Raw genomic sequence first — 12756 nt, 5'->3', positions numbered from 1 at the left:
CGTACGGATTTACTGTTCCGCGCGTCGCCGGGCCGGCGGCGGTGCGCCGCAGGCGTCTTTCACTGGTAATTCATGGCCGTTTCCGCCATATAGCGCCAAACGGACAACAGATTCTGGATCGATGGCAAGCGCGGCACAATTCGCCAAGATGAACGGGCTCGGCAACGAAATCATCGTTGCCGACATGCGCGGCCGTGCCGATCGGGTGACGCCGGGCGCCGCTGTCGCGCTCAACACCGACCCGGCCACCAGGTTCGACCAGATCATGGCGATTCATGATGCGCGCACGCCGGGCACCTTCAATTACATCGAGATCATCAATTCCGACGGCTCGATGGCGCAGGCCTGCGGCAACGGCATGCGTTGCGTCGTGCAGGCGCTGGCCGCAGAGACCGGCCAGAAGATTTTCACCTTCGAAACCATCGCCGGCATCCTGAATGCCGAGGAACATGCCGACGGGACGATTTCGGTCGACATGGGCAGGCCGCGGTTTGGCTGGCAGGACATTCCGCTTGCGGAAGAATTCCGCGATACCCGCATGATCGAGTTGCAAATCGGCCCGATCGACGCGCCGGTGCTGCATTCGCCCTCGGCCGTGTCGATGGGCAATCCGCACGCCATTTTCTGGGTCGACCGCGACGTCTGGACCTATGATCTCGACCGTTTCGGCCCGCTGCTCGAGAACCACCCGATATTCCCGGAGCGCGCCAACATCACCATCGCGCAGGTGACGGCGCGCGACGCGATGACCATCCGTACCTGGGAACGCGGCGCCGGTCTCACCAAGGCATGCGGCTCTGCCGCATGCGCCGCGGCCGTGAGCGCCGCCCGAACCAATCGCACGGACCGGACTGTCACCGTAACAGTTCCCGGAGGCCCTCTCCTGATCGAATGGCGGGCCGACGACCACGTGATCATGACCGGTCCGGCGGAATGGGAATTCTCCGGCACGTTCGACCCCGCCACCGGAAAATGGGCGCGTGACCGCCAGGACGTCGCCTGATGGCGGTGGAAATCGTCACCTTCGGCTGCCGGCTGAACACCTATGAATCCGAGGTGATGCGCCGCGAGGCCGAAACCGCCGGCCTTGGCGCGCTGAAGAACGGCGCCGTCATCTTCAACACCTGCGCCGTCACCGGCGAGGCCGTGCGCCAGGCCAAGCAGTCGATCCGCAAGGCCCGCCGCGACAACCCCAACGCCCGCATCATCGTCACCGGCTGCGCCGCGCAAACCGATCCGGCTGCCTTCACCGCGATGGATGAAGTCGACCTGGTGCTCGGCAATGAAGAGAAGCTGAAGTCCCATTCCTACCGCGCCTTGCCCGATTTCGGCGTCAACGACACCGAGAAGGCGCGCGTCAACGACATCATGTCGGTCAAGGAAACCGCGTCGCACATGGTCGACGCCATCGAAGGCCGGGCCCGCGCCTTCGTTCAGGTGCAGAATGGCTGCGACCATCGTTGCACCTTCTGCATCATTCCCTACGGGCGCGGCAATTCGCGCTCGGTGCCGATGGGGGCGGTGGTCGAGCAGGTGAAGCGGCTGGCCGGCAACGGCTATGCCGAGATCGTGCTGACCGGCGTCGACATGACAAGCTTTGGCGCCGACCTTCCCGGCGCCCCGAAGCTCGGCAGACTGGTCAAGACGATCCTCAGGCAGGTGCCCGACGTGCGCAGGCTGCGCCTGTCGTCGATCGATTCCATCGAGGCCGACGACGAACTGCTCGACGCCATCGCCACCGAGCCGCGCCTGATGCCGCATCTGCATCTGTCGCTGCAGGCTGGCGACGACATGATCCTGAAACGCATGAAGCGCCGTCACCTGCGCGACGATTCGATCCGTTTCTGCGAGAACGTCCGGAAATTGCGCGAAAACATCGTCTTCGGTGCCGACATCATCGCGGGTTTCCCGACCGAAACCGCCGAAATGTTCGAGAATTCGCTGAATATCGTCGAGGAATGCGGGCTGACGCATCTCCATGTCTTCCCGTTCTCGCCGCGCGAGGGCACGCCCGCCGCGCGCATGCCGCAGCTTGCGCGCACGGTCATCAAGGAACGCGCCGCGAGGCTGCGCGCCGCAGGCGAAGCCGCCTACCAGAAACATCTCGGCGCACTCGCCGGTACGCGCCAGTCGATCCTGATCGAGCGTGATGGCCTTGGCCGTACCGAGGGGTTCACTCTTGCCGCGATTTCCGCCGCCCAGCCCGGCGAGATCGTCGAAGCGGCAATCACCGGCCATGACGGCCAGCGCCTCATCGCCGCGCCGCTTGCCTTGCAAGCCGCCTAGACGGACCGACGCATGGCATTTGGGTTCATCAAGAAAGTCTTTTCCTTCGGCAAGAAGGAAGTCATCGAGGAAAAGATCGACGAAACGGCGCCGCTGCCGCCGCTGAATTTCGAGGCGCTGAAGGATCTGAAGGCCGAGACGCAGCCGCCAGTCGAGACGAAGCCCGTCGAGGGATCGGACGTCCTGCCGCCGCTGCCGCCAGAAGAGCCGGCGCCCGCCCCGGCCGAACCCGAACCGACGCCAGAGGAACCCGCGCCCGCGCCAACTCCGGCCATACCGGCGCCAGCTCCTGTCGAGATTCCTGCTCCAGCGCCGGGGCCCGTACCCGCTCCGCGGGAAATCCCCACCGAGCCCGAGCCGGAAGTTCAGCCGGCGGAGACCCCGGAGCCGGAAGCTCCGCCAGCCCCTGAACCCGCGCCCCAGGAGGTTCCTGCTCCGGAAGCCCCCGAACCAGCGCCGGTCGAGATTCCGGTTCCGCCTGCCGTGCCCGAACCGGAACCGGCACCGGAAGAGGTTCCCGCTCCGTCGCAGCCGCCTGAGCCGGCGCCAGTAGAAGTTCCCGAGCCGGCCGAGCCCTCCGAGCCAGAATTGCCGCCGGCGGAAGTTCCACCCCCCGTGCGCCAGCCGCCGCTCGAGACGCGGCCGGTGCTGCGCGAAATCGCGCCCGAGCCGGAAGCCATTGAGATTTCCGAGGTCGCCCCACTGCCGGACCTTCCCTCCGGAAAGAAAGAAGCCGATCGCCTTCCCGCCTCACCTCCTTCGGCATTGCCGGAAGCGCCGCCAAGCACTTCCGCTGACGCCCCCCTCGCCCCGCTGTTGCGGGGAGAGGGGCATTTCCCGGCGGATGCCGCCGAGATATCGATTGCAGCATCTGTCACTCCGGCCCCGCAGACCAAACCCGCCGAAGGCAAAGTCACCGTCTCCAAGGCCGTCGAGAAAAAGGCCGAACTGCAGAAGGCACCGGAGCCCGCCCCGAAAACCACCTGGTTCCAGCGGCTGCGGCAGGGCCTGTCGCGTTCGTCTAAGGAACTGTCGTCCAACATCGCCGGCGTCTTCACCAAGCGCAAGCTCGACGAAGATACGCTGCAGGATCTCGAAGATGTGTTGATTCGCGCCGATCTCGGCATGGAAACGGCGATCCGAATTACCGATTCGCTGGCGTCCGGCCGCTATGGCAAGGACGTGTCGGAGTCGGAAGTCCGCGCCATCATGGCGCAGGAGGTCGAAAAGGTGCTCGGCCCTGTCGCGCTGCCGCTTGAGCTCGACCTGTCGCACAAGCCGCATGTCATCCTGGTGGTCGGCGTCAACGGCACCGGCAAGACCACCACCATCGGCAAGCTCGCCGCCAAGCTGGTGAGCGGCGGCCTTTCGGTGACGCTGGCAGCCGGCGACACGTTCCGCGCCGCGGCGATCGAACAGCTCAAAATCTGGGGTGAACGCACCGGCTCGCCGGTGGTCGCCTCGAAGCTCGGCGCCGATGCGGCGGGCCTCGCCTACGACGCCTTCGAAAAGGCGAAGGAAGCCGGCTCCGACGTGCTGATCATCGACACCGCAGGCCGGTTGCAAAACAGAACCGAGCTTATGGCCGAGCTGGAAAAGATCGTGCGCGTGCTTGGAAAGCTCGATCCGGAAGCGCCGCATACCGTCTTGCAAACGGTCGACGCGACCACCGGCCAGAACGCCCTCAACCAGGTCGAGATTTTCCGCAATGTCGCCGGCGTCAACGGCCTGGTGATGACAAAACTCGACGGCACCGCGCGCGGCGGCATCTTGGTGGCGATCGCCGCCAAGCATAAACTGCCGGTCTATTTCATCGGCGTCGGCGAGCAGGTCGACGACCTCGAACCCTTTTCGGCTAGCGATTTCGCCAAGGCGATCGCGGGAGTTGCATGAGTGACGAACGAACCCATTCTCGAACGCGACCCTTCCGATCCGAAGAGGAAAGAAATCAACCCGCTGCTGAAGCTTGCGCTGGAGCTCGGGCCGTTGATGATCTTCTTCTTCGCCAACACGCGTGGCGAATGGCTGGCGACAAGGTTTCCGGCTCTGGCCGAACTCGGCGGACCGATCTTCATCGCCACGGGCCTGTTCATGGTGGCGACGGCGATTGCGCTCGCAGTGTCCTGGCTACTCACCCACACGCTGCCGATCATGCCGCTTGTGTCCGGCGTCGTGGTCTTCGTGTTCGGCGCGCTGACGCTCTATCTGCAGGATGACATCTTCATCAAGATGAAGCCGACCATCGTCAACACACTGTTTGGCGGCGTTCTGCTCGGCGGCCTTTTCTTCGGCAAGTCGCTGCTGGGCTACGTCTTCGATTCGGCGTTCCGGCTGGACGCCGAGGGCTGGCGCAAGCTCACCTTGCGCTGGGGTCTGTTTTTCCTGTTCCTGGCCCTTGTGAACGAGGTCGTCTGGCGTTCGTTTCCGACCGATACATGGGTGGCGTTCAAGGTCTGGGGCATCATGCCGATCACGCTTCTGTTCACCTTCAGCCAGATGCCGCTGATCATGCGCCATTCGCTGGATGAGCGGATCCGCAAATAGACGCCAAGCCGGGAGAGGCCTGATGCAATTCATCTCGACACAGGAAGAGTTGCGCAGCCTATACAAGCAACCTGGTGAAAACGCTGTCCGCAAGGAATTGAAGCGGCTGGACGGCCATTGCCGCTCCTTCATCGGCAAGAGCCCGTTCGTGCTGATCGGCTCGACCGACGGCGCCGGCAATGCCGATGTGACGCCGAAGGGCGACCGGCCTGGCTTTGTCGAAGTCCTCGACGACACCACCATCGCCATCCCCGACCGGCCGGGAAACAACCGGCTCGACACACTGGAAAACCTGCTGCGCGACCCTGCGATAGGGTTGCTGTTCCTGATTCCAGGCATGAACGAGACGCTGCGCATCAACGGCGAAGCCAGGATCACGGCCGATCCGACCTTGCGCGAGCGGCTTGCCCACGACGGCAAGCCGCCGATCAGCATCATCGTCGTCAGAGTGAAGGCGGCCTACATGCATTGCGCCAAGGCGTTCATGCGCTCCGAACTGTGGCGGCCCGAAAGCTGGCCCGACCGCGCCATGTTGCCGACGCTCGGCCAGATATTGAAAGACCAGCTGGTGCTCGACCAGTGCGCCGGCGAGACCGACCGCTGGCTCGACGAGGCCTACCAAAAATCGATGTGGTAGGCCGGCCCGCCGGAATTGCCGCTATCTCCATCAAGCTGCTTCTAATTTGTGCATAGCTTGGCGCGCAGCCATGCGGCAAGTGCATTGCTGCGTTGCACTATCCGATATTGCATCGCAGCATGATAAGGCCAATATTACAGACTGTAACAAGGGAGGTTCACTGCGGCCGTCGCAAGACAGGCCATGAAAGGAAACCGCCATGATTGCATCTCTGCTCAATAACGCCAGAAGCCGTCTGGCCAAGCGCACGCGCTACAACCGGATGGTCGAGGAAATCCAGTCGCTGACCCAGCGCGACCTCGCCGACATGGGCGCCGACCGCGGCGAAATGCTGCGTCACGCTTATCTGGATATCTACGGAAAATGACGGTCCGGAGCCGGCGGAGAACCGCCCGGCTCTTGGGGCGCGGGGCGCGGCGCACTGTTTCAGTGCGCCGCCTTACCTTCGGCCACCGCGCCCGTCTGCCTCTTTTTCAGCCAGTATCCGAAGATCGCCGCGGTCATAAAGGCTATTAGCCCGTAAATCGCCGCCGGAACGGCCATCGTCGCATTGTTGAGCAGCAGCGGGCTCAGCGCAATTGCGATGGCCAGTGTGCCGTTGTGGATGCCTATCTCCATGCCGATGGCGGTGGCCTGGCGTTTTTCGATGCCCACCGCGCGAGGTACGAAATAGCCGACGCCAAGACTGATCAGGTTGAAGGCGAGCGTGGCGAGACCGACGATCGGCCCCCAGATCAGCAGCGTCTGCCATTCCTGGATCAGCGCCACCGCCACCACAGCGAACAGGAACAGCATAGAGAAAATCTTCACCGGGCGCGCCATGCGCTCGGCGAAAGCCGGAAATCGGCTGCGCACCCACATGCCGATCAGCACCGGGCCAAGCACGATGACAAACACCTGCAAGACCTTGGCGAACTGTAGCGGGATTGCCTGCCCTTCAGTGAAGAAATGCGCCAGCGACCAGTTGACGATCAGCGGCAACGTAACGATCGACAACGCAGAATTGATCGCCGTCAGCGAGATGTTCAGCGCCACATCGCCATCAGCCAGATGGCTGTAGAGATTGGCCGAGGTGCCACCTGGACTCGCCGCAAGCAGCATCATGCCTACGGCAAGCGCTGGCTCCAGCCCGAAGAAATAAACGACGCCGAGACAGGCCAGCGGCAGGATGACCGTCTGGCAAATCAGCGCCACAATCACGGCCTTGGGTTTTTCCGCGACATTGCGGAAATCCTGAACCGTCAGCGACAGGCCGAGGCCGAGCATGATGATGCCGAGCGCGAGCGGCAGAAAGATGATGAGCGCGGAACTGTCCTGCATGAATGCCTCCCCATGGCCGCATGCGCCGTTACGGCGCCCTCTCCCAAGCGACCGTATGAGAACGTATTGGAAAATCGAGCGATTCGCACGCCCCCGGGGCGAAAGCGGATTGCAGGCAGAATTATTGCGCCGCGAGCGCCTTTTCGATCTGCGGCATCACTTCCCCGGCAATCGATTCCGGGCTCAGCGGCCCGACATGTTTGTAGGCGATCTTGCCGTCCTTGCCGACCAGGAAGGTCTCGGGAACGCCGTAGACGCCCCAGTTGATCGCCGCCCGGCCAGCATCGTCGACGCCGATCGCCTTGTACGGGTTGCCGAGCTCGCCTAGGAAACGCCGGGCGTTTTCAGGGCGGTCCTTGTAGTTCAGTCCGGCAATGGTGAAGCGCTGGTCCCGCGAAAGCTCGTAGAGCAGCGGGTGCTCCTGGCGGCAGGGCGCGCACCACGAGGCCCAGACATTGACCAGCGTCACCTTGCCGGCGAAATCCGCCGATTCGAGCCCGGGCAGATTGCTGCCTTCCAGTGGCGGCAAGCTGGTCTGCGGTGCGGGTTGCCCGATCAGCGCGGACGGCACTGCAGAAATGTCGCGGCCGGAAATCAGTTGCGCGAAAAACACCGCGGCAAGTCCAAGGAACAGGAGCAGCGGCAGGAGGACAAAGATCCGCCGCGGTTTCGGCGCGCTGTCGGGTTGCACGCTCATGCCGTTGTCCCGGCCTTGCGCTGGGAGCGGCGGCGCACGCCGCTTGCCTCGAGATCGGCCGCTTCGCGCTTTCGCGCCCGCTGATCGACAAGAATCCAGCCGATCAGGCCGGCGATCGCCAGCACCGAAATGCCGTAGGCGGCGGCGACATAAAGTGCGTGCGCTGACATCTACGCGCCCTGCCGCTCGGCGCGGCGTGCTTCGACGCGCTGCATGGCGGAGACACGGCGACGCCAGATCTCGTTGCGCATCGCCATCAGGTGCAGTGTGAAGAACAGCATGGTGAACCCCAGCGCCATCACCAGCAGCGGCCACAGAAGGCTTGGATGAATGGTCGGCCCGTCGAGCCGGAACACAGAGGCCGGCTGATGCAGCGTGTTCCACCAGTCGACGGAAAACTTGATGATTGGGATGTTGATGAAGCCGACCAGCGTGATGATCGCGGCGGCGCGGGCGGCACGCGCCGGATCGTCAAGCGCCCGGGTCAGCGCGATGATGCCGAGATACATCAGGAACAGTACGAACACAGAGGTCAGCCGGGCGTCCCATACCCACCAGGTGCCCCACATCGGCTTGCCCCATATCGAGCCAGTGATCAGCGCCAGAGCGGTGAAGACCGCGCCGACCGGGGCGGCGGCCTTGAGCGCCACATCGGCCAGCGGATGCCGCCACACCAGGGTGCCGAGCGCCGACAGAGCCATCAGCGTGTAACACATCATGGCGAGCCAGGCGAAAGGCACGTGGATATACATGATGCGCACGGTGATGCCTTGCTGGAAGTCTTCGGGCGCTGTGAAGCCCATATAGAGGCCGATTGCAAGAAGCACCGCGGCGATGCCGCCGAACCACGGCACCAAACGATCGGCCAGCGCCAGGAACCGCGTCGGGTTGGCGAGGTCGGCAAAACTTCTGATCGTTGCGCTGCTTTGGCTCATCGTGTTTCAAAATAGAGGGCGGCAGGCCTGCCCGCAATCGACCGGTCTCGTATAATAGTCGGGTCTAGTCTGCGGCATAGCGCAGCGCCAGAGCTGCGGCCACCGGCCCGATGACGGCAAGAAACAACGTCAGCGCGGCAAGAATGAGGAAAGGCGGCAGGAAGGGATCAGGCTCGGCCACCGCCGCGTAACTTGCCGAAACGCCGAAGATCAGCACCGGGATCACCAGCGGCAGCACCAAAACTGAAATGAGCAGGCCGCCGCGCGGCAGCACGACGGTGACTGCGGCCCCCACCGCGCCGATGAAAGTGATGGCCGGCGTGCCGACGAGAAGCGTCAGCGCCGCCGCGCCGATGCCGGCCGGCTTCATGTTCATGAACAGGCCGAGGAAGGGCGCTGCTACCACCAGCGGCAGCACGCTCGCCGTCCAGTGCGCCAGACATTTGACGAAGACCGTGAACGCCAGCATGTGCCGGCCCTCGGCGAGGATCAGAAGGTCGAGGGAGCCATCCTCGCGGTCGGCCTGGAACAACCGGTCGAGGCCGAGCAGGCTGGCAAGCAACGCGCCGATCCAGAGTATGGCCGGACCGATGCGGGAAAGCAGGTTGAGATCCGGGCCGACGCCAAACGGGATCGTCGCGATGACGGCGAGGAAGAACAGGACGCCGGTCAGCGCCCCGCCGCCCGCGCGGATACCAAGCCTGATGTCGCGGAAGAAGAGTGCTAGCATGGCATAGGGGAGGGTGAGCCTCCCATCTCCAGCGTCTTCGCTCCCTCAAGCCCGAGCGGCAGATGCGTTGCGGCGATGACGATCCCTCCGTCTTCCAGATGAACCCGCATCAGCGCCGAAAACTGGGCTTCGGATGCCTTGTCCAGCCCGGCGGTCGGCTCGTCGAGCAGCCATATCGGGCGGTAGCTGACCAGGAGCTTGGCGATCGCCGCGCGGCGCCGCTGGCCGGTCGAAAGGTAGCCGTAGGGCAGGTGGTCGAGACCACCGAGCCCCACCATTTCCAGCGCCTCGCCGACGCCAAGCTGCGGCTGGCCGGCAAAATCCTGCCAGAAGCGCAGATTCTCGGCCACGCTCAGCGCCGTCTTCATGGCGTTCTGGTGGCCGAGATAGTGACTGGACGCAGCCACCGTCGGCCATTCCTCGCCGCCGCCGTCGAGCCGTACATTACCTGCCGCCGTCGGCAGAAGCCCGGCGATCACTCTCAGCAGCGTCGATTTGCCCGCGCCGTTGGGGCCAGTGACGGTCAGGCTCTCGCCGGCGGCCAGATCGAAACCGACACCGGCAAAAACCGCCTCGCCGCCACGCTCGCCGCTGAGATTTTCGGCGATCAGCCGCATGCTTTCCCCATCGTCCAAGGCGATCCGTCGCAGCAGCTTCGCATCGCAGCAAAATTGCGTTTTATCTCTCTGGAACTCTTCCAAGAAACTCTTTATATGCGCAACAACCACGCCAGCGGTCGGCGTGGCAAACGAATTTGCGCCGAACCAGCGCACGCGCCGCCTTGAACGGCTCGGGTTGCTTGGGAGCGGACAGCGGAAATGGCCGTACCCGCACCTTTGCGCGTGATTGCATGCCCATCGGAGTCCGTTCCCTTTCAGGCTGAACAGACAAGGATGGATCGCACGTGGCCAAATCGCTCGACAGTTTCAATTGCCGTCGCACCCTCAAGGCGGGTGACGCGGAGTATGTGTATTACAGCCTGATCGAGGCCGAGAAGAACGGTCTCACCGGCATCGCCCAGTTGCCTTATTCGATGAAGGTTCTGCTGGAGAACCTCTTGCGCAACGAGGACGGCCGCTCGGTCACCAAGGAATCGATCCAGGCGGTCGCCGGCTGGCTCACCGACAAGGGCACCGCCGGCGTCGAAATCGCCTACCGTCCGGCCCGCGTATTGATGCAGGACTTCACCGGCGTTCCCGCCGTCGTCGACCTGGCCGCTATGCGCGATGCCATGGCTTCTCTGGGCGGCGACCCGCAGAAGATCAATCCGCTGGTGCCGGTCGACCTGGTCATCGATCATTCCGTGATCGTCGACGAGTTCGGCACACCGATGGCGTTTGCTCGCAACGTCGAGCTCGAATACGAGCGCAACGAAGAGCGCTACAAATTCCTGAAGTGGGGTCAGCAGGCGTTCCGCAATTTCCGCGTCGTGCCGCCCGGCACCGGCATCTGCCACCAGGTCAATCTCGAATACCTGGCGCAGACGGTGTGGACGCTGACTGGCGAGGACGGCGACATCGTCGCTTATCCCGACACCTGCGTCGGCACCGATTCGCACACCACCATGGTCAACGGCCTCGGCGTGCTCGGCTGGGGCGTCGGTGGCATCGAGGCCGAGGCAGCGATGCTCGGCCAGCCCGTCTCCATGCTTCTCCCCGAAGTGATCGGATTCCGCCTGACGGGCGCGCTCAAGGAAGGCGTCACCGCCACCGACCTCGTGCTCACCGTCACCCAGATGCTGCGCAAGAAGGGCGTCGTCGGCAAGTTCGTCGAGTTCTTCGGCCCCGGCCTCTCCAACATGACGCTGGCCGACCGCGCCACCATCGGCAACATGGCGCCGGAATATGGCGCCACCTGCGGCTTCTTCCCGGTCGATTCCGAGACGATCCGCTACCTCACCATGTCCGGCCGCGCCGAAAACCGCATCGCGCTTGTCGAAGAATATTCCAAGGCGCAAGGCATGTGGCGTGACAAGGGCTCGGCGGATCCGGTCTTCACCGATCTGCTCGAACTCGACCTCGGCGACGTCGTGCCGTCGATGGCGGGCCCGAAGCGGCCTGAAGGCCGCATTCCGCTGGAAGGCATCGCCTCCGGCTTCGCCAAAGCGCTGGAGACCGAATATAAGAAGACCGTCGACACCGCCAAGCGCTACGCCGTCGAGGGCGCCAGCTACGATCTCGGCCACGGCGACGTGGTCATCGCGGCGATCACCTCCTGCACCAACACTTCGAACCCGAGCGTGCTGATGGCCGCCGGCCTTCTTGCCCGCAACGCCAACCGTCTCGGCCTCAAGCAGAAGCCTTGGGTAAAGACCTCGCTCGCTCCCGGCAGCCAGGTGGTCGCCGAATATCTGGACAAGTCGGGCCTGCAGAAGGAACTCGACCAGATCGGTTTCAACCTTGTCGGCTTCGGCTGCACCACCTGCATCGGCAATTCCGGCCCGCTGCCGGCGCCGATCTCGAAAACCATCAACGACAAGGCGCTGATCGGTGCTGCCGTGCTTTCCGGCAACCGCAACTTCGAAGGCCGCGTGTCGCCCGACGTTCAGGCCAACTACCTGGCTTCGCCACCGCTGGTGGTCGCCTATGCACTGGCGGGAACCGTCACCAAGGATCTCACCACCGAGCCTCTCGGCGAGGACCGCGATGGCAATCCGGTGTTCCTGAAGGATATCTGGCCCTCGAGCCAGGAGATCGACGCATTCATCGCCGAAAACGTCACCCGCGAGCTGTTCGCCCGCAAATATGCCGACGTCTTCAAGGGCGACGAAAACTGGCAGAACGTGCAGGCGCCGGAAGGCCAGACCTACACCTGGGACGACCATTCTACCTATGTGCAGAATCCGCCTTATTTCGTCGGCATGGGCTCCAAGCCCGGCGCTATCGGCAAGATCGAGGGCGCCCGCGTTCTCGGCCTGTTCGGCGACAAGATCACCACCGACCACATTTCGCCGGCCGGTTCGATCAAAGCGGCTTCGCCGGCCGGCAAGTACCTCACCGACCATGGCGTCGGCGTCGCGGACTTCAACCAGTACGGCACGCGGCGCGGCAATCATGAGGTTATGATGCGCGGCACCTTCGCCAATATCCGCATCCGCAACCACATGCTGGGCGAAAATGGCCGCGAAGGCGGCTACACCATCCACTACCCGACCAAGGACGAGGTTTCGATCTACGACGCCGCGATGGAGTACAAGAAGGAAGGCGTGCCGCTGGTCATCTTCGCTGGCGTCGAATACGGCAACGGCTCGTCGCGCGACTGGGCGGCCAAGGGCACCAACCTGCTCGGCGTGCGCGCCGTCATCGCCCAGTCGTTCGAACGCATCCACCGCTCCAACCTGGTCGGCATGGGCGTCATCCCGTTCGTCTTCGAGGAAGGCACCTCCTGGGCCTCGCTCGGCCTGAAGGGCGACGAAACAGTGACCATCGACGGCCTGGAGAACATCAAGCCGCGCCAGAAGATGCAGGCAAGGATCGTCTATGGCGACGGCACGGTGAAGAACGTGCCGATCCTCTGCCGGATCGATACGCTGGACGAGCTCGACTACTTCAAGAATGGCGGCATCCTGCAATACGTTCTGCGCGATCTCGCGGCCTGAGGGCAAAGC

At 63.8% G+C, this 12756-nt stretch carries 13 protein-coding genes; 7 read left to right on the top strand and 6 right to left on the bottom strand.

The window, feature by feature from the left end; all coding sequences use genetic code 11:
* Positions 1 to 121 precede the first annotated feature (121 nt).
* The 6 genes from dapF to F3H98_RS31045 all read left to right on the top strand — a co-directional run bounded on the left by dapF (position 122) and on the right by F3H98_RS31045 (position 5834).
* Positions 122 to 1003, top strand: a complete 882-nt coding sequence (gene dapF / locus F3H98_RS09305) for a diaminopimelate epimerase (protein WP_149759864.1) — start codon at positions 122 to 124, stop codon at positions 1001 to 1003.
* The gene (gene mtaB, locus F3H98_RS09300) at positions 1003 to 2286 is read left to right on the top strand and encodes a tRNA (N(6)-L-threonylcarbamoyladenosine(37)-C(2))-methylthiotransferase MtaB (protein ID WP_149759863.1); all 1284 of its coding nucleotides are present in this window, start codon (positions 1003 to 1005) and stop codon (positions 2284 to 2286) included. Before dapF ends, mtaB begins: the two co-directional genes overlap by 1 nt.
* A 12-nt stretch (positions 2287 to 2298) precedes the next feature.
* Positions 2299 to 4179 carry a signal recognition particle-docking protein FtsY gene (ftsY, locus tag F3H98_RS09295; RefSeq protein ID WP_149759862.1) on the top strand — a complete coding sequence of 627 codons (1881 nt, stop codon included), beginning with the start codon at positions 2299 to 2301 and terminating at the stop codon, positions 4177 to 4179.
* Positions 4180 to 4830 carry a septation protein A gene (locus tag F3H98_RS09290; RefSeq protein ID WP_149759861.1) on the top strand — a complete coding sequence of 217 codons (651 nt, stop codon included), beginning with the start codon at positions 4180 to 4182 and terminating at the stop codon, positions 4828 to 4830.
* 22 nt (positions 4831 to 4852) lie between these two features.
* Positions 4853 to 5467, top strand: coding sequence for a pyridoxamine 5'-phosphate oxidase family protein (locus F3H98_RS09285; protein WP_149759860.1), 615 nt, complete (start codon positions 4853 to 4855; stop codon positions 5465 to 5467).
* Positions 5468 to 5666: 199 nt separating this feature from the next.
* Complete coding sequence (locus tag F3H98_RS31045) at positions 5667 to 5834, top strand: hypothetical protein (protein ID WP_188130377.1); 168 nt, start codon at positions 5667 to 5669, stop codon at positions 5832 to 5834.
* A gap of 59 nt (positions 5835 to 5893) precedes the next feature.
* Here the strand turns inward: F3H98_RS31045 and F3H98_RS09280 are convergent, their stop codons facing one another.
* From F3H98_RS09280 to ccmA, 6 genes are all read right to left on the bottom strand, one after another.
* Entirely contained in the window at positions 5894 to 6787 is an 894-nt protein-coding gene (locus F3H98_RS09280) for a bile acid:sodium symporter family protein (protein ID WP_149759859.1), read from the bottom strand.
* Between the two features lie 121 nt (positions 6788 to 6908).
* Positions 6909 to 7484 (bottom strand): DsbE family thiol:disulfide interchange protein, encoded by a 576-nt coding sequence (locus tag F3H98_RS09275; protein WP_149759858.1) that lies wholly within the window; start codon positions 7482 to 7484, stop codon positions 6909 to 6911.
* A complete protein-coding gene (gene ccmD, locus F3H98_RS09270; RefSeq protein WP_149759857.1) occupies positions 7481 to 7654 on the bottom strand; it encodes a heme exporter protein CcmD in 174 nt (57 codons plus the stop codon). The genes F3H98_RS09275 and ccmD overlap by 4 nt, the downstream gene beginning before the upstream one ends.
* Positions 7655 to 8419 carry a heme ABC transporter permease gene (locus tag F3H98_RS09265; RefSeq protein ID WP_149759856.1) on the bottom strand — a complete coding sequence of 255 codons (765 nt, stop codon included), beginning with the start codon at positions 8417 to 8419 and terminating at the stop codon, positions 7655 to 7657. It abuts the gene before it with no gap.
* Positions 8420 to 8483: 64 nt separating this feature from the next.
* Complete coding sequence (ccmB, locus tag F3H98_RS09260; protein ID WP_149759855.1) at positions 8484 to 9149, bottom strand: heme exporter protein CcmB; 666 nt, start codon at positions 9147 to 9149, stop codon at positions 8484 to 8486.
* Complete coding sequence (gene ccmA, locus F3H98_RS09255) at positions 9143 to 9766, bottom strand: heme ABC exporter ATP-binding protein CcmA (protein WP_149759854.1); 624 nt, start codon at positions 9764 to 9766, stop codon at positions 9143 to 9145. The genes ccmB and ccmA overlap by 7 nt, the downstream gene beginning before the upstream one ends.
* Positions 9767 to 10053: 287 nt before the next feature.
* Here ccmA and acnA point away from each other — a divergent pair, with 287 nt between their 5' ends.
* Positions 10054 to 12747, top strand: coding sequence for an aconitate hydratase AcnA (gene acnA / locus F3H98_RS09250; protein ID WP_149759853.1), 2694 nt, complete (start codon positions 10054 to 10056; stop codon positions 12745 to 12747).
* Positions 12748 to 12756 lie beyond the last annotated feature (9 nt).

The organism is Neomesorhizobium albiziae (assembly GCF_900114255.1).
GTDB classification, from domain to species: Bacteria; Pseudomonadota; Alphaproteobacteria; order Rhizobiales; family Rhizobiaceae; genus Neomesorhizobium; species Neomesorhizobium albiziae.
This window is presented reverse-complemented; position numbering and strand designations above follow the sequence as displayed.

What these genes read in the sequence shown, in the direction of transcription:
- F3H98_RS09285 (WP_149759860.1), top strand. Translation starts at nt 4,853, where the DNA reads ATGCAATTCATCTCGACACAGGAAGAGTTGCGCAGCCTATACAAGCAA.
- ccmA (WP_149759854.1), bottom strand. Translation starts at nt 9,766, where the DNA reads ATGCGGCTGATCGCCGAAAATCTCAGCGGCGAGCGTGGCGGCGAGGCG.
- dapF (WP_149759864.1), top strand. Translation starts at nt 122, where the DNA reads ATGGCAAGCGCGGCACAATTCGCCAAGATGAACGGGCTCGGCAACGAA.
- mtaB (WP_149759863.1), top strand. Translation starts at nt 1,003, where the DNA reads ATGGCGGTGGAAATCGTCACCTTCGGCTGCCGGCTGAACACCTATGAA.
- F3H98_RS09280 (WP_149759859.1), bottom strand. Translation starts at nt 6,787, where the DNA reads ATGCAGGACAGTTCCGCGCTCATCATCTTTCTGCCGCTCGCGCTCGGC.
- ccmD (WP_149759857.1), bottom strand. Translation starts at nt 7,654, where the DNA reads ATGTCAGCGCACGCACTTTATGTCGCCGCCGCCTACGGCATTTCGGTG.
- F3H98_RS09275 (WP_149759858.1), bottom strand. Translation starts at nt 7,484, where the DNA reads ATGAGCGTGCAACCCGACAGCGCGCCGAAACCGCGGCGGATCTTTGTC.
- F3H98_RS09265 (WP_149759856.1), bottom strand. Translation starts at nt 8,419, where the DNA reads ATGAGCCAAAGCAGCGCAACGATCAGAAGTTTTGCCGACCTCGCCAAC.
- F3H98_RS31045 (WP_188130377.1), top strand. Translation starts at nt 5,667, where the DNA reads ATGATTGCATCTCTGCTCAATAACGCCAGAAGCCGTCTGGCCAAGCGC.
- ccmB (WP_149759855.1), bottom strand. Translation starts at nt 9,149, where the DNA reads ATGCTAGCACTCTTCTTCCGCGACATCAGGCTTGGTATCCGCGCGGGC.
- ftsY (WP_149759862.1), top strand. Translation starts at nt 2,299, where the DNA reads ATGGCATTTGGGTTCATCAAGAAAGTCTTTTCCTTCGGCAAGAAGGAA.